Annotated in this window: 21 protein-coding genes and 3 pseudogenes; 10 read left to right on the forward strand and 14 right to left on the reverse strand. The window is 60.7% G+C overall.

The features are described 5' to 3' along the window. Positions 1-346 precede the first annotated feature (346 nt). Together RGR602_RS12185 and RGR602_RS12190 are read right to left on the reverse strand one after the other, a co-directional pair. Positions 347-694: a hypothetical protein gene (locus RGR602_RS12185; protein WP_039845324.1), complete on the reverse strand. Its 348-nt coding sequence runs from the start codon at positions 692-694 to the stop codon at positions 347-349. 75 nt (positions 695-769) lie between these two features. Next, the gene (locus RGR602_RS12190) at positions 770-1,171 is read right to left on the reverse strand and encodes a DUF488 domain-containing protein (protein WP_039845325.1); all 402 of its coding nucleotides are present in this window, start codon (positions 1,169-1,171) and stop codon (positions 770-772) included. Between the two features lie 134 nt (positions 1,172-1,305). Between RGR602_RS12190 and RGR602_RS39690 the strand changes: the two are divergent. From RGR602_RS39690 to pncA, 4 genes and pseudogenes are all read left to right on the forward strand, one after another. After that, positions 1,306-1,362 (forward strand): annotated as a pseudogene (locus tag RGR602_RS39690) (hypothetical protein); the annotation flags it as partial. A 58-nt stretch (positions 1,363-1,420) separates the two neighbouring features. After that, a pseudogene (locus RGR602_RS39695) lies at positions 1,421-1,513 on the forward strand (siderophore-interacting protein); the annotation flags it as partial. Between the two features lie 113 nt (positions 1,514-1,626). Further along, entirely contained in the window at positions 1,627-1,869 is a 243-nt protein-coding gene (locus RGR602_RS38285; RefSeq protein ID WP_039845326.1) for a hypothetical protein, read from the forward strand. Between the two features lie 55 nt (positions 1,870-1,924). Beyond that, positions 1,925-2,551: a bifunctional nicotinamidase/pyrazinamidase gene (pncA, locus tag RGR602_RS12200; protein WP_039845327.1), complete on the forward strand. Its 627-nt coding sequence runs from the start codon at positions 1,925-1,927 to the stop codon at positions 2,549-2,551. Between the two features lie 3 nt (positions 2,552-2,554). Here pncA and RGR602_RS12205 read toward each other — a convergent pair whose 3' ends face one another. Further along, positions 2,555-2,803, reverse strand: a complete 249-nt coding sequence (locus tag RGR602_RS12205; RefSeq protein ID WP_039846831.1) for a DUF2164 domain-containing protein — start codon at positions 2,801-2,803, stop codon at positions 2,555-2,557. A gap of 131 nt (positions 2,804-2,934) precedes the next feature. Between RGR602_RS12205 and RGR602_RS12210 the strand changes: the two genes are divergently transcribed. Further along, positions 2,935-3,654: an AzlC family ABC transporter permease gene (locus RGR602_RS12210; protein ID WP_039845328.1), complete on the forward strand. Its 720-nt coding sequence runs from the start codon at positions 2,935-2,937 to the stop codon at positions 3,652-3,654. Position 3,655: 1 nt separating this feature from the next. Beyond that, entirely contained in the window at positions 3,656-3,964 is a 309-nt protein-coding gene (locus tag RGR602_RS12215) for an AzlD family protein (RefSeq protein ID WP_039845329.1), read from the forward strand. Positions 3,965-3,985: 21 nt separating this feature from the next. Here RGR602_RS12215 and RGR602_RS12220 read toward each other — a convergent pair whose 3' ends face one another. Further along, entirely contained in the window at positions 3,986-5,821 is a 1,836-nt protein-coding gene (locus RGR602_RS12220) for an aminopeptidase P family protein (RefSeq protein ID WP_039845330.1), read from the reverse strand. Positions 5,822-6,098: 277 nt separating this feature from the next. On the opposite strand from RGR602_RS12220, the gene RGR602_RS12225 reads away from it, so the two are divergent. Further along, the gene (locus RGR602_RS12225; protein WP_165918524.1) at positions 6,099-6,272 is read left to right on the forward strand and encodes a hypothetical protein; all 174 of its coding nucleotides are present in this window, start codon (positions 6,099-6,101) and stop codon (positions 6,270-6,272) included. A 154-nt stretch (positions 6,273-6,426) separates the two neighbouring features. Here RGR602_RS12225 and RGR602_RS12230 read toward each other — a convergent pair whose 3' ends face one another. Genes RGR602_RS12230 through RGR602_RS12240 form a run of 3 tightly spaced genes read right to left on the reverse strand, consistent with a single transcriptional unit; the run spans position 6,427 to position 9,060 of the window. After that, positions 6,427-7,305 carry a 50S ribosomal protein L11 methyltransferase gene (locus tag RGR602_RS12230; RefSeq protein WP_039845331.1) on the reverse strand — a complete coding sequence of 293 codons (879 nt, stop codon included), beginning with the start codon at positions 7,303-7,305 and terminating at the stop codon, positions 6,427-6,429. 17 nt (positions 7,306-7,322) lie between these two features. Beyond that, the gene (locus tag RGR602_RS12235) at positions 7,323-8,450 is read right to left on the reverse strand and encodes an FAD-dependent oxidoreductase (RefSeq protein WP_039845332.1); all 1,128 of its coding nucleotides are present in this window, start codon (positions 8,448-8,450) and stop codon (positions 7,323-7,325) included. 4 nt (positions 8,451-8,454) lie between these two features. Then, complete coding sequence (locus RGR602_RS12240; RefSeq protein ID WP_039845333.1) at positions 8,455-9,060, reverse strand: SCO family protein; 606 nt, start codon at positions 9,058-9,060, stop codon at positions 8,455-8,457. Between the two features lie 132 nt (positions 9,061-9,192). On the opposite strand from RGR602_RS12240, the pseudogene RGR602_RS38290 reads away from it, so the two are divergent. Together RGR602_RS38290 and RGR602_RS12250 are read left to right on the forward strand one after the other, a co-directional pair. After that, positions 9,193-9,497, forward strand: a pseudogene (locus tag RGR602_RS38290) (methyl-accepting chemotaxis protein); the annotation flags it as partial. Positions 9,498-9,499: 2 nt separating this feature from the next. After that, on the forward strand, positions 9,500-9,967 hold the full coding sequence (locus RGR602_RS12250; RefSeq protein ID WP_039845334.1) for a chemotaxis protein CheW: 468 nt from the start codon (positions 9,500-9,502) through the stop codon (positions 9,965-9,967). A gap of 49 nt (positions 9,968-10,016) precedes the next feature. Here the strand turns inward: RGR602_RS12250 and RGR602_RS12255 are convergent, their stop codons facing one another. Together RGR602_RS12255 and RGR602_RS12260 are read right to left on the reverse strand one after the other, a co-directional pair. Further along, the gene (locus RGR602_RS12255; RefSeq protein WP_039845335.1) at positions 10,017-10,511 is read right to left on the reverse strand and encodes a CreA family protein; all 495 of its coding nucleotides are present in this window, start codon (positions 10,509-10,511) and stop codon (positions 10,017-10,019) included. Positions 10,512-10,575: 64 nt separating this feature from the next. Next, positions 10,576-11,166: a 3'-5' exonuclease gene (locus RGR602_RS12260; protein WP_039845336.1), complete on the reverse strand. Its 591-nt coding sequence runs from the start codon at positions 11,164-11,166 to the stop codon at positions 10,576-10,578. A 311-nt stretch (positions 11,167-11,477) separates the two neighbouring features. On the opposite strand from RGR602_RS12260, the gene RGR602_RS12265 reads away from it, so the two are divergent. Continuing rightward, positions 11,478-11,978 (forward strand): GNAT family N-acetyltransferase, encoded by a 501-nt coding sequence (locus RGR602_RS12265; protein WP_039846832.1) that lies wholly within the window; start codon positions 11,478-11,480, stop codon positions 11,976-11,978. On the opposite strand, the gene RGR602_RS12270 is transcribed toward RGR602_RS12265, so the two are convergent. From RGR602_RS12270 to lpxC, 5 genes are all read right to left on the reverse strand, one after another. Next, on the reverse strand, positions 11,975-12,355 hold the full coding sequence (locus RGR602_RS12270) for a helix-turn-helix domain-containing protein (RefSeq protein WP_052451549.1): 381 nt from the start codon (positions 12,353-12,355) through the stop codon (positions 11,975-11,977). The two genes, RGR602_RS12265 and RGR602_RS12270, sit on opposite strands and share 4 nt — an antisense overlap. A 188-nt stretch (positions 12,356-12,543) precedes the next feature. Next, a complete protein-coding gene (gene ligA / locus RGR602_RS12275) occupies positions 12,544-14,700 on the reverse strand; it encodes an NAD-dependent DNA ligase LigA (RefSeq protein ID WP_039845337.1) in 2,157 nt (718 codons plus the stop codon). 232 nt (positions 14,701-14,932) lie between these two features. Then, positions 14,933-16,606, reverse strand: coding sequence for a DNA repair protein RecN (gene recN, locus RGR602_RS12280; protein ID WP_039845338.1), 1,674 nt, complete (start codon positions 16,604-16,606; stop codon positions 14,933-14,935). A gap of 13 nt (positions 16,607-16,619) precedes the next feature. Continuing rightward, a complete protein-coding gene (locus RGR602_RS12285) occupies positions 16,620-17,489 on the reverse strand; it encodes an outer membrane protein assembly factor BamD (protein ID WP_203226162.1) in 870 nt (289 codons plus the stop codon). 264 nt (positions 17,490-17,753) lie between these two features. Further along, on the reverse strand, positions 17,754-18,710 hold the full coding sequence (gene lpxC / locus RGR602_RS12290) for a UDP-3-O-acyl-N-acetylglucosamine deacetylase (protein WP_039845340.1): 957 nt from the start codon (positions 18,708-18,710) through the stop codon (positions 17,754-17,756). Positions 18,711-18,935 lie beyond the last annotated feature (225 nt).

Raw genomic sequence — 18,935 nt, forward strand, 5'->3', positions numbered from 1 at the left:
CTCGAAACGCTGTTCGAACGGGCTGGGGCCTCATTCCGACATCGGCGTCAAGCAGCTCACCCATTCGTGACTTCCCCCTCCGCCCTCCCTCCCCCATACTCCCTTCGGGCTGGTATAGGAGGATTGAGATGAAACGCTATTCACTATCGGTGATTGGTCTGTCTCTGGTGATTGCCGTTCTCAGCAATCCGGGCATTGCGCTGGCAGCTTGCAACAAGCTTGTTGGGACCTGACCTCTACAACCATCCATGCGGATGGCGACGCGACGGCGCTGCGCCCAAGCAAAACCTGACGGCCGGATAGAAGCCTGTGCCGAACGTCTTGTGGAGCGGGCATTCATGCCCGCTCACCCCAGCATCGGCATCTTGCCCATCCCCAGAATATCGTTGACGAGCGCGATCGCGATGCCGATGGCGACGATGCCCAATCCGATCAGGAAGAGCCGCCGCGCCCGGTCGTATTTGGCAGCAATCAGCGAATCCCGCGCCAAGAGATCGGCGAAGACCTTCACCTGCAGACCGATGCCGACGGTCAGGAGCAGCATCGGCAGGATGTCGATGCGGCTCCAGTCGTTCGGATTGGAGACCCAGCGGCTGATGAAGCTCAGCGAAAAGCCGAGAATGATGCCCGCAGCCGTCAGCGAGCCGTTGCGGAAGGTGGCGTCGATCTTCTCTTCTGGCCCTGGCTCGGTCATGGCTGGCTCCCGGCTGCTATTCGTGGCCAAGCAAGGCAGAAATAACCGGGATCGGCAAGAGAGCGCATCTGCCCTCTAGGCGCTGGCCTTCGCCCTGAGCTGCGCGCCACGCTCCGTAAGCAGCCCGCGCAGCAGGCTGCGGTGGCAGCGGCTTTCGTTTTCGCAGTAGCAGCCGACGGCGAAGTTGGCGGTGTGCGAGAGTGCGGCCAGCGTGTCGAGGACCCGACTGGTGTCGGGTGCGGCCATTTCCTTGAGATAGGCGCGGGAAAAGGCGTTCCACTCGGCTTCGGTCTGCGCTGCCTTGGCCTCGGCCACCAGCTCCTGGCTCGGCGACAGCATCGGCAGCCAGACGTCGTAATAGTCACGGCTCGCAAACTCCTCCTTCGGCACGCCGCGCGGCGGGCGGCGCACGGTGCCGATGCGCAAGCCCTCATCCTTGCTTCGTGGCGAGCCCAGTTGCACGATGCTGATTGCCATAGTGGTCTCCTCGCCTGGCCGGACGAGAAATCTAGCGCGACGGCCGTGTTTTCGCCAGCGGCCAAGACACGCCCCGTGGGCGCATAAGCCGATTGGCGTCCAATCCGCTCGCGGTCCGGGCGTACAGACAAGGATTGCAAAATCTCACGACCGACTTCGACTGGTATCTGCTTGTCGGCGACGAGACCGCCCTTCCCGCGATCGGCCGCCGCCTCGAGGAACTAACTACCGGCTTTCGCCCATGCGCTCGTGGTCGCCGAGGTTGCAGGCCCCGAAGAGGAGCAGGCGCTGGAAAGCAAGGCCAGGCTGACGACACTCTGGCTTCATCGCGGCGGGGCACCGGCCGGTACCACGGATCAGCTCGACCAGGCTTTGCGTGGCCTCACGCTCCCGCCGGCGACGGCTATGTCTGGATCGCTTGCGAAACACTCGCCGCCAAGCGCCCTGGGGCCATCATGGTCGATGAGCGCCAGCATCCGAAAGCTTGGATCAAAGCGGCGGGCTACCGGCAGCGCGGCCAGGCCGACTTCCACGAAACACATGGCCATTGCATCGCCGCCCGTGCCGCTGGGATAGGCTTGGGGCCTGCGTTACCCGATGAGGCGGCGCGCGGCAGGCCGCGTCGCGCCATCTCACTCGCGGCCGATCCGCGCTTCCTCCAAAAAAAGCTTGCGCTTGACCACCTGCAAATCCACTAGTTGATAGCGGCATATCCGCTTGGCATGCTGCACCGCAAACGTATGGAGTCGCCTGATGAAAGCGTTATTGCTGGTCGATATTCAGAATGGTTTTTGCCCGGGCGGCAATCTTCCGGTGCCGCACGGCGATCAGGTGGTGCCGGTCGCAAACAAGCTGATCGACAGCGGCAAATACGATCTGATCGTCGCCTCGCAGGACTGGCATCCACCCGGCCACGGAAGCTTTGCCTCCTCCCATCCGGGCAAGAAGCCTTTCGAAATGGGCGAGCTTTCCGGCAAGCCACAGATGATGTGGCCGGATCACTGCGTCAAGAACACCCTCGACGCGGAACTGCATCCGGCGTTGAAATCCGAAGAGATCGACCTCATCCAGCAAAAGGGCGAAAATCCGCTGGTGGACAGCTATTCCGCCTTCCGCGACAACGACCGGGATGCCTCGACCGGGCTTTCCGATTTCCTCGAAGACCAGGGCGTGACAGAGCTCGACGTCTGCGGCCTGGCGACAGACTATTGCGTCAAATTCTCGGCGCTCGATGCGCTGGAGATGATGCCCGGGATCAAGGTCCGGTTCATCGAAGATGCAAGCCGCGGCATCACGCCGGAAGGGGTGGCTGCCGCAATAGACGAGATGCACGCACGCGGCATCGAGATCATCGACAGCCAAAAGGCTCTCACCGGCTGAGGCTCAGTCCCGCGCCGCCTGCTCCAGCCCGTAAATATCGTCTGCAAGGTCGTCGGCACGCTTCAGAAACGCCGCATGTGCATCCTGTAGGCCCTGCTTGTAATAGGCGGCGCCGATCTCCTTGGCGAAGAAGTCGAGGACCAGTTCCGACTTGAGCAGGCCGACCGGCTGATCCAGTTCCTTGTCGAAGAAGTGCTGGACCCGCGCAATCAGCGCGGCCTTATCGTCCTTGGAAAAGTCTATCGGCTTCATCGTCTCGTCTCCTGCCATTGTCAGAGATTTCCACCGTTCAGCGAAATCGATCGGTCGATCAAGGAAATTCGATTGCGGCGGAGGCGCTGGGCACATAGAGCAGGTTCGTTTTTGAAGGAGGACAACTGCCGATGAGTCGCGCGGAATTCGTCGAGGGTCTGCGGGGCGGCTTCACAGTCGCCGTGGCGTCCGCGCCTTTCGCAGCACTATTCGGCGCGCTTGCCGTTGATAATGGCATGTCGCTCGGCGAGCTGACGCTGATGAGCGCCACGGTCTATGCGGGTGCCAGCCAGATGGTCGGCATCGAGCTTTTCGGAAACAACGTCCAGGCCTGGCTCATCGTCGCCTCTATTCTCGCCGTCAATTTCCGCCATGTTCTCTATTCGGCGGCGATCGCGCGCTACGTCCGCCATTTCACGCCGCTGCAGAAGTTCTTCACCTTCTTCCTGCTCGTCGACCCGCAATTTGCCGAGATGGTGAAGCGCGGCGAGGAGGGCAAGCCAGTCACCTTCATCTGGTATCTCGGCTTCGGCATCATCATCTACGTGCCCTGGGTGCTGGTCAGCCTTCTCGGCGGGCTGCTCGGCAGCTTCATCGGCGACCCGAAGGCGATCGGCCTTGATATCCTGCTGCCCGCCTATTTCCTTGGTATCGTGCTCGGCTTCCGCAACCGCGACAACTTCTTGCCGGTCGCCTTCGTCAGCGCCGTCGCCTCTGCGATCGCCTACCATTATGTCGGCTCACCCTGGCATGTCAGCCTGGGTGCTGCGGCCGGCATCACCTTGGCTGCATTGCTGCCATTGCCTGGCGCGCTTAAGCCCGAACCCGAAAACGAACCGCACGAGGTCTGACATGGAATTCGATCTCCAGATGGTCCTTGTGATCCTCGCATCGGCTGTTGCGACCTATGCAACGCGCATTGGCGGTTATGTGCTCATCACCACGATGAAACGCATCCCACCGCGCATGGAGGCAGCCCTCAACGCCGTCCCTGCCGCCGTGCTGACGACCATCGTCGCACCGGCCTTCTTCGATGGCGGCTGGGATTCCAAGCTGGCGCTTGTGGTCGCCCTCATCGTCGGTCTCAGGGTGTCGCACACCTGGATGCTCGTCGCAGCCTGGCTTGTCGTCATGGCCTGGCGCCGCACGATCGGGTTCTAGGGCCGCGTGGCGCCTTAAACCTCAATATTCCAGCGGCAGCGTCGCATTTTCCAGCCAGGCTTTGACGTCCGCGTCGTGGATCAGCGGCATCAGCGCTTCGCGGGTGCGGGCGTGATAATCGTTGAACCAGCGCAGCTCGTCATGCGTCAGCAGTTCGGGAATAACGATCGTGCGGTCGATCGGGCAGAAGGTCAGCGTCTCGAAGCCCAGCATCGGCATGTCGCCGCCATCGATGTCCTCCGCCTCGCGCACATAGATCAGGTTTTCGATGCGGATGCCGAAGCTGCCCGGCCGGTAATAACCCGGCTCGTTGGAAAGGATCATGCCGGGCAACAATTCCTGCGTCGAAAGCCTCGATATGCGCTGCGGCCCCTCGTGCACGGAAAGATACGAGCCGACGCCGTGGCCAGTTCCGTGCCCGAAATCCACGCCCGCCCGCCAGAGCGCGATGCGCGCCAGCGGGTCGAGATCGCAGCCCCGCGTGCCCTTCGGAAAGCGCGCCGTGCTGATCTGGATCATGCCCTTCAGCACCAGTGTGAATAAGCGCTTCTGCTCTTCCGAAACCGCGCCGATGCCGACGGTGCGGGTGATGTCCGTAGTGCCATTGATGTATTGCGCGCCGGAATCGATCAGGAAAAGCTCGCCAGCATTGATCGTCCGGTCGGTGTCGACCGTCACGCGGTAGTGCATGATCGCGGCATGCTCGCCGGCGCCGGAAATCGTGTCGAAGGAAACATCCTTGAGCGGGTTCTGCATGTTCTGGCCGACGCTTGCGCGCACGGCCTCCAGCTTCTCGGCCGCGGCAATCTCCGTCACCGTGCCCGGCTTTTCCTGCGACAGCCAGCAGAAGAACTCGACCATCGCCGCGCCGTCTTGCAGGTGGGCCGCCGCCGAGCCGTTGAGTTCGACGCGGTTCTTCACCGCCCGCGGCAGCTTGGCAGGATCGGCACCCTCCACCACTTCGCCGCCTGCCTTGCGGATGATGTCGGCAAGCGCATAGGATGCGACGTCCGGATCGATCATGACTCGGCGGCCATCCTTCGACACGGCCGCAAGCCGTTCGTCGAGCGAAGATGGCGGCAGTTGCACGCATATCTGCGCAAGATAGGCTTCCGGCTCGATGCTGGTCTTGCGCTTATCAAGGAACAGCTCGGCCTTGCCGCCTGCATGGATGATGGCACGGGCGAGCGGATGCGGCGTATGGGGAACGTCGGCACCGCGGATATTGAATATCCACGCAATCGAAGACGGATCGGCGATCAGCACGGCTGCCGCATTCTTCTTGGCGAGATCGGCGGCAATCATCGCGATCTTGTCCTTTGCCAGCGTGCCGGCCTGGGCGACATTCTGGATGACGACGGCCCCGAGCGGTTCGGCCGGCCGATCCGTCCATAGCCTGTCGAGCGGATTGTGTGGCAGGATCACCAACGTGCCGCCGATCTCGGCAAGCGCCTTTTCAAGACGCCGCACGTCGGCGCCGGAATGCAGCCACGGATCAATGCCGAGACGCATCCCCTGCTTGCCGTTCTTGGGAATCCAGACATGCGGCGGCTCGTTGACGAGGTCGCCGCCGGTAAAGACGGAACTGTCAACCTGCTCGGCAAGCTGCGTGACGTAGCGGCCGTCGACGAAAATGATCGCCTGGCTGTGGGTGATAAGCGCAATACCCGCAGACCCGGTGAAGCCAGTCAGCCACGCCAGGCGCTCCGCGCCCGCCGGCACATATTCGCCGTTGTATTCATCGGCACGCGGCACGAGAAAGGCGTCGATGCCAAGCGCCTCGAAACTCGCGCGCAGTTGCCCAACCCGATCGCGGCCGAATTGTGGCGTAGAGGTCACCTCAAAAGACTGGAACATCTGAAAACCCAATAGCTATATCCGAATCCGCCAAAAAGCGGGGCGGCCCATGTTATCGAAAAATCAGGGCAATGGGAGAAAAAGCAGCCACTTTCCCCCATATCAGGCCGCTCAATATTTTGGCAGAAATGTGGCAAGGAAAACGAAACTGGCACGCTTTATGCATTGAACGCATGGCTCCCATGAACGAAAGCCTCTGCCTCAGGATTTGGGAATAGCTATATACGGCGCATCAAACGGGTTCGGAAATCGAGCCCGCAACGAAAAGGATATGAAAATGACTGCCTCTCTGTCGCGCTTCGCTTACAGCAGCCCGGTGCAGGCTGGCGAACGCCAGACTGTGCATCACGTCATCGGTGCGCGCCGCCCGCTCAATGGGGATAGCCTCAAAATGCTCGGCACGGGCCACAAGGTCACGCACCACAAGGGTGTACCCAGCTACGCGTTCTGAGCTATTTGCCGCTTCGTTTCTCCTCCTCCCTCAGCGGACCGGCAATCAGAACTGTAGAGCCCGCTCGAGCGCTCCTCCTCCTTGAGCTCGCGGGCATGGCCGTTTAACGGTCGAAGGCGGTGCCAATGGCACCGCCTTCTTTTTTGCCTGTAGCTTACGGACGGTCGAGATGGATCGTCACCCAGCCGTTTCGCCAGATGGTGCGGACATGACGGAGCTTCGCGCCATTATAGGCCGAAAGAACCTTCCAGCGCTGTTCTGCGAGGATGCCGGACAGGATCACCGAACCGGAAGGCGCCAGGTGCTCTGCCAGCTTCGGCGCCATCTTGATCAGTGGCCGCGCCAGAATATTGGCGATGATGAGGTCGAACGGCCCGTGTTCCGCAAAGGCTGTCGAATGAAAGCCTGGCGCAGTCTTCGCAACGATCCCCGAAGCAATGCCGTTCCGCCGCACGTTGTCGGCCGCGACACGCGTGGCGATCGGGTCGATGTCGGTTGCGAGAACCGGGATATTCTTGAGCTTGCGCACCGCAATTGCCAGGACGCCGCTGCCCGTGCCGAGGTCCAGCGCATTGCCGACCGGCCGCGAACGCAACACGCTGTCGATCACCTCCAGGCAGCCGGCCGTCGTGCCGTGATGGCCGGTGCCGAAAGCCTGCCCCGCATCGATCTCGATACCAATATCGCCGGGGCGGACCCTGCTGCGGTCATGCGAGCCATGCACAAGGAAGCGCCCTGCCCGGACTGGCTTCAGGCCTTCAAGGGATTTCGCCACCCAATCGATATCGGGAATGATTTCGCGCTCGACCTTGAGGTCGGGGAACGGCGCCTTAAGCGCCTCCTCGACGCGAAGGCGAACCTCGTCCTCGTCCTCCTTCATCATATAGACGGAGGCTTCCCAGATATCCTTCTTCTCATCGATCTCGGTCGTCGCAATCGCGAAGTCCTCTTCACCGAAAACTTCGGTCAGCAGATCGAGAACCTGCCCGGCCTTCTTTTCGGCCGTCGTTACATACAGGCGAATTTCACTCACTCGAACTTTTCCTATTTCTATTGCGCGCCGTCGATCCAGACCGGCGGCGGCGTGTCATAACCGGCAACGCTGCGAAGAAACCGCCTGGCAAAGCCCGGAACGCGGATCAACAGTGGTGCGAAAAAATTGCGAAGGCCGGTCGCAACCGGATGATGCATGGTCACCAGCCTCGTTAGCCCATAGGTCTGCTTCAAGACAGTTTTGACCGCCGGCATTCGAAGGTCCGCATAGTCCTGTTCCCTGCCTTCCGATATCAGATAGGCGAGCCAGCAGGCATCCTCGATGCCGAGATTCATGCCCCGGGCGCCCGCCGGCGAATGGATATGCGCCGCATCACCAGCGAGGAAGACGTTACCTTTGGACATGCGCGCGACATGCCGGAAATGGATGCGGAAATTCGCGGCCCACACCAATTCGCCGCCAGGCACCGGATGGGCGATGCGGCTTTCGAAATCCGGAAGCGTCGAGAGGTAACGCACCGAATCGCCCGAAACGGGAATCCGGCCGACAATGCCGGGATTGAACAGGCTGATCTCGACGTAACGCGGATCGATCGGCTGCGGATAGCGGTAGTCCGCAAGATAGAAAGCCTCTTCGATCTCCTCGCCCGGGAAGCCGATGCCTGCAGCCTTGCGCACGATGGAATGTGCGCCATCGGCACCGATCAGGATATCGAGGTCGATTTCCTCCCGGGAGCCATCTGCGCGGCGCAGCGTCACATGCGGCCGGTCCATCGTGCCGGTGACGCTTTCAAGCACCGTCTGCCATTCAGGCTCGACTTCATAGTCCGAAAGCTTGCCGAGCAGCAGCCGTTCCGTACGGCCCTGCGCAAGCACCTGGATTGCCGGAAAGCGGCCGTCGATTTTGGAAGGATCGATCTCGAAAAGCACTTTCTTGCCCGCCCGTACCCGAAAGCGATCGATCCGATAGGCCTCCTGCTGGATTGCGTCAGCGGCCCGGGAAGGCGAAAGCAAAGTCAGCGTGCGCGCATTGATGCCGAGCGCCCGGCTTTCCGAAAGCGGCACCGGGCCTACATCGCTGTCGATGATGCGCGGGCGAAAGCCTCGCCGGGCAAGCTCGATTGCTGCCGCAAGACCCGTCGCGCCAGCACCGGCGATCAGGATGTTGCGATGCCCGGCCCCCATGGTTTCATCCCTTGCTGATCAAATTCTCCAGCTTCTTTACCGCCGTGTCCGGGTTTTCGCCATAGGCGATCGTGCCGGCGAAACGGCCCTCGGAATCAAGCAGGAAGACGGATGCCGTGTGATCCATCGTATATTCACCATTCGGATCCTTCTCATCCACGGGCACCTTCTTGGCGTAGACGCGGAAGCCCTTGATGACGTCGGCAACCTTCTCTGGCGGACCGGAGATGCCGGTGATGCGCTTCGAGACGTTCGAGACGTACTGGTTCATGATTTCCGGCGTATCGCGCTCCGGATCGACCGTGACGAAATAGGCCTGTATCTTGTCGCCCGCCGGATCGACTTTCTCCATCCAGCCATTGAGCTCGAAGAGCGTCGTCGGGCAAACCTCGGGGCAATGCGTGAAGCCGAAGAACACCGCGGTCGGCTTGCCGCGTAACGCCTGCTCGGTGATCGGCTCGCCGCTTTGGGAAACGAGCGTGAACGGAACGCCGAACGGCCCCTCGGCGAGCGGCATATCCCTCGTCTTCGTGATGTTCAGCGTCAGCCATCCGAGCATCGCTGCGACGATGATGATGGCCACCCAAACAGCAACCCGGAAATTCTTCATGTCTGCGACCCCTGAAAGCAAGCGGACGGCGCTGCCCGCGACTGCCCGCCTGATAGCTCTTCGGCGCCACGCACGCAATTCAACATCCCGTTTTCCTGCCCGTGATTAATTGTCTCACCGCCGCTTTGGGCAGATGTTTGCGCATTGGCGGTGCACGTTAAATCAATCGTAACCTCTGCGAGCGAAAAATCCATTGGACTGAACGACATCAACACTGCCACCAGCAACGGACGCCGAAATCCGATCCGCTGGGTAGGCATTTCAAGACCGGCGAGGGCATGAATGCCCGTCACGCGCCGCGAGAAGCAACCGCCGCCTCGCATCCGAAACCTTCTCCCGCACGGAGCCTGATTGGCAAAGTCGCGGGCGCATTCAGTGGCGGCGCCGCCGCCAAAGCCGTGGCCGCTCCGGCCGGAGACAACTGGGAAGAATTCTGATCATGACAAGCGCCATCATCTCACAGGCCGGTTCCCATCTCGAAATCGTTTCCTTTCATCTCGCCGAACAGGAGTTCTGCATCGACATCATGGCGATCCGCGAAATCCGCGGATGGGCGCCGGTGACGCCAATGCCGCATACGCCGCCCTACGTGCTCGGCCTCATCAACCTTCGCGGTGCAGTGATCCCGGTCATCGACATGGCCTGTCGTCTCGGCATGAAGATGACGGAGCCGTCGGAGCGCTCCGCCATCATCGTCACCGACATCGCCGGCAAGCTCGTCGGCCTCCTTGTCGAGCAGGTTTCCGACATGATGACCATCAAGAGCGAAGACCTGCAGCCGCCGCCGGAAATCATCCCGGAAGCCCAGCGCGCCTTCTGCCGCGGCATCGTGGCGCTGGAAAAGACCATGGTCTGCTTCCTGAACCTCGACACTGTCATCGCCGACGAACTGTCACAGGCTGCTTAAACAGCCTTCCGCTCAAAACCAGGGCCCCCGGCGAAAACCGGGCCTTTCATTATTGCGGCTTGCCATTCTTCCAGGTTACGTTCTGGCCATAGAGCGGGATCGTCGAGATCGACATCTTCGCCGAGCCATCTGTCAGCTCGCGCGAATGTGCGAGATAGATCAGAGTGTCGTTGGTCTTGTCGTAGATGCGGTTAACGACCAGCTTCTTCCAGATGAGCGACATGCCCGCCTTGAACACCTCGTCGCCATCTCTCGAGAGATTAATGTCACCGATTTCGATCGGTCCCGTCTGGCGGCAGGCGATCGAATTGTTCGAGGGATCCTCGAACCAGTTGCCGTTTTTCACCCGGTCGATCACGCTGCGGTCGAAATAGGTGACGTGGCAGGTCACGCCCTTCACCTCCGGATCGGCGATGGCATCGACGATGATATCGTTGCCGATCCAGTCGACGCCGACCTTGCCGACGACCTCGGCAGACGCGACACCTGCGCCAAGCGCGGCAACCGAAGCGGCAGAAAGAACAAGCTTGCGCAAAGTGGACATGGCGGCTCCGTGAATGATCCGCTTCACTAGATAAGTACGGCCACCGCCAAAACAAGCAAGCTGGCTATGCCTTGCGGCAGGTGCAGGGCTCGTAGCCGTTTGCGGTGAGCCTGCCGGGTGTCATGCCGATTGCAGCGGGAATGGCATGCACCGCAGCGGCCTTGACGGCCCTTGCCATCTCGATCGCCGCATGGGCGCAGACGGCAGCATCCTCCGCGGCATTGTGGTGGGAAAAGCGCAGACCTAGATGCTCGGCGATCACGTTCAATCTGTGCGAGAGGAACTGCGGCCAGATACGCTGCGCCATCTTGAGGCTGCAGAGATAACTGAGTTCCGGATAGGACTGGCGATAAAGGTCGAGCGAAGCGCGCCAGACACTGAAATCGAAGGCGGCATTGTGCGCGATCATCGTCGCGCCCCGGAAATCATCGTGGAACTCCTCCATGACTTCCGGAAATTCCGGCGCATTTTCCACATGCTCGGGCCGGATGCCGTGGATTGCGATATTCATCCCGGAAAAACGCATATCCTTCGGCCGGATCAGCCGTTCCTCGACACGAGTGACCCTGCCCTCATTGATCCAGGCAAGACCGACCGAACAGGCGCTGCCGCGCTGCTCATTGGCCGTTTCGAAATCGATGGCGATGGTCTTCAAGGCTGCTCCGCGATTCTGCCGTTAACGAAAGGATTATCGCGCGGCTTCAGCCAGGCAAATGCCGCAGGTTGACTTTCGCGAAAGGATCAACGACTTTTTGCTAATGATCAGATCGATCATCATTCCCACGGCCATCCATATGACCACGACCCATGCAGGGTGCGGGGCGGCATTGGCACGTTAGCCGTCCGATCAGTTCCGAAAGCCCTGCCGAGGTGAGCAGGGTTTTTGAAGTTCTGCTCTCCTCTTTCAAATTCAAGGAGAGCATTTTGAAAGCGTTAGAAAACAATCCAACCGCACGTCCGCCCACAATGGCAGGCTTGACGATTCGGGCGTTGCGCGCCTCCGATATCGAGGCAGTGACGGCGCTCATCAACCTGCCAGGCTTCCGCTTCGGCACCCTGCGCCTGCCCTATCAAACCGTCGACGAAACCCGCAAACGCTTCGAAAACGCCGGCCCTGGCCAGGTCAACCTCGTTGCGGAATTGGACGACCGGATCGTCGGTGACGCAGGCATGATGCGCTATCTGGGGCGGCGCAGCCATGCAGCCAGCATCGGCATGGGGGTCCACGACGATTTCACCGGCAAGGGCATCGGCAGCGCATTGCTCGCCGAACTCATCGACATGGCCGACAACTGGCTAAACATAAAACGACTGGAACTATCGGTCTACACCGACAACGGGGCCGCGATCGCCCTCTACAGAAGATTCGGCTTCGAAGAGGAAGGCCTGCTCAAAGCCTTTGCCTTCCGTGCCGGGGGGTATGTCGACGCTTATGCGATGGCGCGGGTGCGCCTCAAGCCGCTCTAAGCCACGGCCAGCTTGTAAGGCTTTCCGAGGCAACCGGCTGGAATGGCCCATGCCTCGTTGAGCTTAACGATCATTTCCACCGTAAGCGCGCGCATGCGGTGGAGAATCTCGAAGGCCCGGGCACGGGATCCAAGAACATCGCCGAGGTCAGCCTGCGTGCGGTCGGCATGTCCATGAAGGTATAAGGACAGTCGGCTTTCATAGGCTTCGATGAGATCGGAAAGCACATCGGCTCGATCCGCCTCCGCGCAGCCGGTTGCCTGAGGCGCACCGAAATACGGTGTGTTTTCGCCAATCGCCCAAGCGAGATCAGCATCATTTCCAATCGGCCCGATGGCCGTTACAAATCTGCGGATCGATCCTGTCACATTCAGCATGCGTCCCGACGATCACCCGGTATTTTGCCGCCGATGTCGAAGATCACCCTGTGATAGCCAACGAGATCGACGTTGATGCCGAATGTCTTTTTGATTTCTAACGGTCTCGTCCGGTTCGAGCTGCTGACGATTGAATACCGAACGCCTAAAGGCAACCTTCGCCTGAGAATGCCGTTCCTCAAGCGAGCTCATCCACGGATCAGCGCAAGCCACTCGTCCTCATCCATGGTCTGGACGCCCAGCTCGCGCGCCTTGTCGAGCTTCGAGCCCGCACCGGGTCCGGCAACGACGATATCGGTCTTCTTGGAGACCGATCCGGCGACCTTTGCGCCAAGGCTCTCGGCTTTGGCTTTGGCCTCGTCGCGGGTGAACTTCTCGAGCGAGCCGGTGAAGACCACCGTCTTGCCGGAAACCGGGCTGCCGGAGGTGACCGGCAGCTCCGCCTCCTGCGGCGTCACTTCTGAAAGCAGTGCCGAGATGACCTCGACATTGCGCGGCTCCTTGTAAAACTCCACGATCGCGCGGGCGACGATCTCACCGATGCCTTCGATGGCGTTCAGGTCGTTCCAGGCATCGCCGGAGAGTGGCGCGGCCTCCTTCATCGCCGCGGCAAAAGCCTCGTAGGTGCCATAGGAGCGCGCCAGCAGCTTCGCCGTCGTCTCGCCGACATGGCGAATGCCCAGCGCGTAGATGAAGCGGTGAAGTGCGATGCTGCGCCGTTCGTTGATCGCCGCATAAAGCTTGCCGACGCTGACCTTGCCGAAGCCTTCGATATTTTCGAGCTTCGTCAACGAATTCTGCTGGCGCCGCTCCAGCGTGAAGATATCCGGCGCCGTGCGGATCCTCAGTGCCTCCTCGTCGCTCTCGAAGAAGAAGTCGATCTGCTTCGATCCCAGGCCCTCGATATCGAAGGCATTGCGCGAGACAAAATGCTTGAGATGCTCGGTTGCCTGCGCCCGGCACACGAAGCCGCCGGTGCAGCGCGTGACCGAATCGAGCTTTCCGGTTTTCTCGTTTCTTTCGCGCACCGCATGCGAACCGCAGACCGGGCAGCGCTTCGGAAACTCGTAGGGTACCGCGTCCGCCGGCCGCTTTTCCATGACGACATCGAGCACTTGCGGGATGACGTCGCCAGCCCGCTGCACGATTACGGTATCACCGACCCGGATATCGTGCTCTTCGTCGCGAATGGGCTCACCGGAGTTTCCGAGACCCTTGATGTAATCCTCGTTGTGAAGCGTCGCGTTTGTCACTACCACACCGCCGACGGTGACGGGCGTAAGCCGCGCAACGGGCGTCAACGCACCGGTACGCCCCACCTGAATCTCGATTTTCTCAACGGTGGTGAAAGCCTGTTCCGCCGGGAATTTATGCGCCGTCGCCCAGCGCGGGCTGCGCGAGCGGAAGCCAAGGCGCTGCTGCAGTTCAAGGCTGTCGACCTTATAGACGACGCCGTCGATATCGTAGTCGAGGTCGGGGCGCTTCAGGCCGATCTCGTCGTAATGGGCGAGGATGTCGGCTACGGAATTCAGCCGCTTCATCAGCGGATTGACCGGAAAGCCCCAGTCCCTGAAGAGCTGTACCATGTCGAATTGCGCGTCGGCCGGCATGTCGGACATTTCGCCCCAGGCGTAGGCGAAAAATTTCAGCTTGCGGCTTGCCGTCACCTTCGCGTCGAGCTGGCGCAGCGATCCGGCTGCCGTGTTGCGCGGGTTGACGTAGGTCTGCTTTCCCTCGGCCTCCATCTGCTTGTTGAGCGCCATGAAGTCGCTCTTTGCCATGTAGACTTCACCGCGCACTTCCACGACGGCCGGCACCCCCTTCGGCAGTTCGTTCGGAATCTCCTTGATGGTGCGGATATTCGCCGTGACATTCTCGCCCGTCGTGCCGTCGCCGCGCGTTGCAGCCGTCACCAGCCTGCCGTTCTCGTAACGGATCGACATGGAGAGCCCATCGATCTTCGGTTCGGCGGTAAAGGCGATCGACTGGTTCGGCAGGCGCCCGAGGAAGCGATAGACGCCCGCCACAAAATCCTGCACGTCCTCTTGGGAAAACGTATTGTCGAGCGACAGCATCGGGCGCGCATGGACGACCGGCGCAAAGGTCACCGAAGGTGCAGCGCCGACGCGGCGCGACGGGCTGTCTTGGCGGATCAGCTCCGGAAACCGCGCCTCGATCGCATCGTTGCGCCGTTTCAGCGCATCGTAATCGGCGTCCGAAATCTCCGGCTGATCCTTGCCATGATAGAGCGCGTCGTGATGGGCGACCTCTTTTGCCAGCCGCGCGAGCTCGGTGGCGGCATCATCGATCGTCAGGTCTTCAACTGCAACGGACTCGGTCGGCATACGGGATCACTCCAGAGAATCTGGAATCGTTTTAGAGCAAAAATTATGGATTGAAAGAGAGGTGGATGAGGCGGCCCGTCTTCCGCCTATCGGCACCTTTTCCCCGTTCTGACGGGGAGAAGGTAAATGCCCGCGCCGTTTCAGCAGAACGTGCGCTTGAGTTTAGCACGTCCCTCTCCCGTCAAAACGGGGAGAGATTGGGTGAAGACGATCCCACGGCATGACCTAATGCCTAGCCATTTCCCGCCAACAGCCGAGCCGCAGCCGCCCTCGCCTCTTCGGTCACGGAGGCTCCAGCAAGCATGCGGGCGATTTCTTCCGTTCGGTCCTTGTGCACCATCGTTGCGACGCGCGTGGCAATCTTTTCAGAGCCGTCGGAAACCGGTCCCTTGGAGATAAGCAGGTGCGTCGCTGCACGCGCGGCGACCTGCGGGGCATGGGTGACCGAGAGAACCTGCACGCGGTCGGAGAGCCGCTTCAGTCGCTGGCCGATCGCATCGGCAACGGCACCACCGACACCGGTGTCGATTTCGTCAAAGACGAGCGTCGGCGTCGAACCGCGATCGGCAAGCGCCACTTTCAGCGCAAGCAGGAAGCGCGAAAGCTCGCCGCCCGATGCCACCTTCATGATCGAGCCCGGACGCGTCCCTGGGTTCGTCTGAACGTGAAACTCGACGACATCGATGCCCTCGGCCGTTGCGGCTGCCGCATCGGTCGTCACCTCGACCATGAAGCGCGCACGCTCCAGCTTGAGCGCCGGCAGTTCCGCCATGACGGCGGCGGCGAGCGCTTCGCCTGCGTGGTGACGCTTGTCCGAAAGCGAGCGGGCCGCGGCATCGCAATTCGCCTTGGCAATACCCACCTCGGCTTCGAGCTTCACCAGCTTCTCCTCGCCGGCATCGAGATCGGCAAGGTCGGCGATCATCCGCACGGCAAGCGCCGGAAGCTCGGTAACAGGCACGGAATACTTGCGGGACGCGGCGCGCAGGGCAAAGAGTCGCTCCTCGACACGCTCCAATTCCTTCGGATCGTATTCCGTCTTTCGGAGTGCTGCCTCCACTTCCATCTGCGCGTTGGAAAGCTGGTCCAGAGCCGCATCGAGCAGCGCCACCGTGTCTTCCAGCAGTCCAGGCGCCTCGTGGCTCTTGCGCTCCAGGCGGCGCACCAGCGAGGCGATATGCGGCACCGGAGAGGCATTGCCGTTCAAAAACTCGGAGGCCTCGGCGATGTCGCCTGCAATGCGTTGCGCTTTCATCATCTTCTGGCGGCGGTCGGCAAGCTCCTCCTCCTCGCCGTCCTGCGGCGAGAGCTTTTCCAACTCGTCGACGGAGGACCGGAGATAGTCGGCTTCGCGGGCCGCGTTCTCCACCTTCTCGCGATGCTTTTTCAGCGTTCGCTCCGCGTCGCGCCAGATGCGGTAAAGCTCGGAGACCGCCGCAGCATCCTCGTTGATGCCCGCGAACGCATCGAGCAGAAGCCGATGCGCATGCGTATCGACAAGCGCACGGTCATCGTGCTGGCCGTGGATTTCGACGAGCATCTGCCCGGCCTGGCGCATCAGCTGCACGCTGACCGGCTGATCGTTGACATAGGCCTTGGTCCGGCCATCGGCCGATTGCTGGCGCCGGAAGATGAGGTCGCCCTCGTCATCAATCCCGTTCTCGCGCAGAAGCTGGCGGACACCGTGATCCATCGGCACGTCGAAGACCGCCGTCACCTGCCCTTTGTCCTCGCCGTGTCGCACGAGGCCGCCGTCGCCACGCCCGCCAAGCGCCAGCGAAAGACTGTCGAGGAGAATGGATTTGCCGGCACCGGTTTCGCCGGTCAGAACAGAGAGCCCGGTTTCGAAGGCAAGATCCAGCCGCTCGATCAGAACGATATCGCGGATCGAAAGCTGGATCAGCATTGCGTGTCAGGCCTCACGAGCCGAGCAGCAGCTTCCTGCCGGCTGCGGAAATCCAGGAGCCTTTGTTCTCCCGGGGCTCCGCACCGCCCGACTGCAGCAGCTTGAAGGAATCGGCATACCACTGGCTATCCGGATAGTTGTGACCGAGAACGGCAGCTGCCGTCTGGGCTTCTTCGACGATTCCCATCGCGTAATAGGCCTCGACGAGACGCGCCAGCGCTTCCTCGATCTGATTCGTGTTCGGATACTTCTCAACCACGATACGGAAGCGGGAGACGGCTGCAAGATATTCCTTGCGCTCGAGATAATAACGGCCGACCTGCATTTCCTTGCCGGCGAGCTGGTCGCGAGCGTAGCGGATCTTGGCCTGCGCGTCGTCGACATATTCGGAGTCCGGATAGTTGTCGATGACGGCCTGCATGGCTTCGATGGTCTTGGAGGAAGCCCGCTGATCCTGCGTCACGTCGGAAATCTGCTTCGAATAGCTGAGGCCGATCAGATACTGAACATATGCCGCATCTTCAGACTTTGGATATTGCGCCATATAGCGGTTACCCGATGCGAGGGCGTCGTCGATCTTGCCTTGGCGGTACTTCACGAAGGTGCTCATCACGAGAGCCTTGCGCGCCCATTCGGAGAACGGGTTTTCGCGGTCGATCGCGTCGAACTTGCGCGCGGCTTCGGCCATGTTGCCGGCCTTCATGTTGGCAAGCGCCTGATTGTAGAGGACGTCCGGCGGATCGTTGTTAAGGCCGAGTTTCGTGATGTCGATATCAGGGTCCGACTGGCAACCGGAAATCAAGGCGCCTGCACTCAAAATCACGAGCGATGCGAGCAAAGCGCGCGCTGTCTTCATCATACTTTCAGACCTTGCATAATCCATAGAAGAATCCCAACTGCCGCTACCCCAGCCTGCGGCAGCCACACCTCGCCGGCGTTTCTAGCCACAAATGTGTGGCGAGAGCAACGCAATGATGAGCCATTAACGCATTTTTGTGGCAGCAAGCGCCAGAATATCCCTGTTTTTGACTTTAATCGGACCTGTTGCTCCTAAGCATATGCTGCAGAACGGTTATCGGCTTGCTGAAGTACATAAAAAAACCGCCTCCCGAAGGAGGCGGCCCTGGCCTGAAATTAGGTGTGGAGGTCATGCCGACCAGGGGGCGAATCCGGGAGCGTTAACGGCGACAAAGTCGCGAGGTGTAACGCGCGGGCGCGCAGCAGAAGTCTCGACAACTTCATAGGCAGTCGTGTCGCTGAGCAGCGCCTTCAAAGCATTGGCATTCATCTTGTGACCACCGCGATAGGAGCGGTAGCAGCCGATGAAGGGAGCGCCGGCAAGCGCCAGGTCGCCGACGGCATCGAGCGCCTTGTGACGCACGAACTCATCCTTTGCGTAGCGCAGGCCTTCGACGTTGATGACCGTATTGTCGTCGGAGATAACGACCGAATTCTCAAGCGACGAACCGAGCGCATGGCCGGAGGCCCAGAGACGCTCCACGTCACGCATGAAGCCGAAGGTGCGCGCGCGCGACAATTCGGACTTGAAGGTCGCTGACGTCAGATTTCCTTCCCATTTCTGATGACCGATCAGCGGGCATTCGAAATCGATCTCGACTTCGAAGCGCGTGCCGTCATACGGACGGAACTCGCTCCAGGAGCCGCCATGCTCGATGCGAACCGGTTTGGTGATGCGGATATAGCGGCGCTTCACGCCGAGCGAAACGAGACCAATCTGCTCGATCGCCTCGATAAAGGGTGCTGAACTGCCGTCCATGATCGGCATTTCGGCGCCATAAACCTCGATCACGACGTTATCGAGGCCGAGCGCGTAGAGCGCTGCCATGACATGTTCGATCGTCGCAACCGAATGCGCCGGGGAAAAGCCAAGGACGGTGCAGAGATCGGTGCTGCCGACCTGAGCGGAGACGGCACGCAGCTCGGTGACGCTGCCGTCGTCATGCATGCGATGGAAAACCACGCCGGTATCGACTTCAGCCGGATTGAAAGTAATGGTGACTTCCGCGCCAGAATGGACGCCGGTGCCCGAAAGCGTCACCGGGCGCGAAACCGTCGTCTGGAAGCCAAGCATGCCAATAACCATAAAATTCTGCCTTTATTGCATTTGCTGTCCGTAGCGCCAAAAAGCACCGAAAAACCAACCGCCAACCTGTTTTGCCCACCGCCGAATTGTCGCCATGAAGGCGGCAAGGCACGGTCTCATGACGTCATACATACGTGCGGCCGGGCTCCAATCCAAATCACTGTTCGTTTCGCTTTGTTACGAAACCATCCGCTTGAAATGATTTAGGAATCATCAACTTATATG

Origin of the sequence: Rhizobium gallicum bv. gallicum R602sp (assembly GCF_000816845.1) — a bacterium.
Taxonomy (GTDB): domain Bacteria; phylum Pseudomonadota; class Alphaproteobacteria; order Rhizobiales; family Rhizobiaceae; genus Rhizobium; species Rhizobium gallicum.

Coding starts and splice junctions, on each gene's coding strand:
- RGR602_RS12185 (WP_039845324.1), bottom strand. CDS start 694: ATGACCGAGCCAGGGCCAGAAGAGAAGATCGACGCCACCTTCCGCAAC.
- RGR602_RS12190 (WP_039845325.1), bottom strand. CDS start 1,171: ATGGCAATCAGCATCGTGCAACTGGGCTCGCCACGAAGCAAGGATGAG.
- RGR602_RS38285 (WP_039845326.1), top strand. CDS start 1,627: ATGGTCGATGAGCGCCAGCATCCGAAAGCTTGGATCAAAGCGGCGGGC.
- pncA (WP_039845327.1), top strand. CDS start 1,925: ATGAAAGCGTTATTGCTGGTCGATATTCAGAATGGTTTTTGCCCGGGC.
- RGR602_RS12205 (WP_039846831.1), bottom strand. CDS start 2,803: ATGAAGCCGATAGACTTTTCCAAGGACGATAAGGCCGCGCTGATTGCG.
- RGR602_RS12210 (WP_039845328.1), top strand. CDS start 2,935: ATGAGTCGCGCGGAATTCGTCGAGGGTCTGCGGGGCGGCTTCACAGTC.
- RGR602_RS12215 (WP_039845329.1), top strand. CDS start 3,656: ATGGAATTCGATCTCCAGATGGTCCTTGTGATCCTCGCATCGGCTGTT.
- RGR602_RS12220 (WP_039845330.1), bottom strand. CDS start 5,821: ATGTTCCAGTCTTTTGAGGTGACCTCTACGCCACAATTCGGCCGCGAT.
- RGR602_RS12225 (WP_165918524.1), top strand. CDS start 6,099: ATGACTGCCTCTCTGTCGCGCTTCGCTTACAGCAGCCCGGTGCAGGCT.
- RGR602_RS12235 (WP_039845332.1), bottom strand. CDS start 8,450: ATGGGGGCCGGGCATCGCAACATCCTGATCGCCGGTGCTGGCGCGACG.
- RGR602_RS12240 (WP_039845333.1), bottom strand. CDS start 9,060: ATGAAGAATTTCCGGGTTGCTGTTTGGGTGGCCATCATCATCGTCGCA.
- RGR602_RS12250 (WP_039845334.1), top strand. CDS start 9,500: ATGACAAGCGCCATCATCTCACAGGCCGGTTCCCATCTCGAAATCGTT.
- RGR602_RS12255 (WP_039845335.1), bottom strand. CDS start 10,511: ATGTCCACTTTGCGCAAGCTTGTTCTTTCTGCCGCTTCGGTTGCCGCG.
- RGR602_RS12265 (WP_039846832.1), top strand. CDS start 11,478: ATGGCAGGCTTGACGATTCGGGCGTTGCGCGCCTCCGATATCGAGGCA.
- RGR602_RS12270 (WP_052451549.1), bottom strand. CDS start 12,355: ATGCTGAATGTGACAGGATCGATCCGCAGATTTGTAACGGCCATCGGG.
- ligA (WP_039845337.1), bottom strand. CDS start 14,700: ATGCCGACCGAGTCCGTTGCAGTTGAAGACCTGACGATCGATGATGCC.
- recN (WP_039845338.1), bottom strand. CDS start 16,606: ATGCTGATCCAGCTTTCGATCCGCGATATCGTTCTGATCGAGCGGCTG.
- RGR602_RS12285 (WP_203226162.1), bottom strand. CDS start 17,489: ATGGATTATGCAAGGTCTGAAAGTATGATGAAGACAGCGCGCGCTTTG.
- lpxC (WP_039845340.1), bottom strand. CDS start 18,710: ATGGTTATTGGCATGCTTGGCTTCCAGACGACGGTTTCGCGCCCGGTG.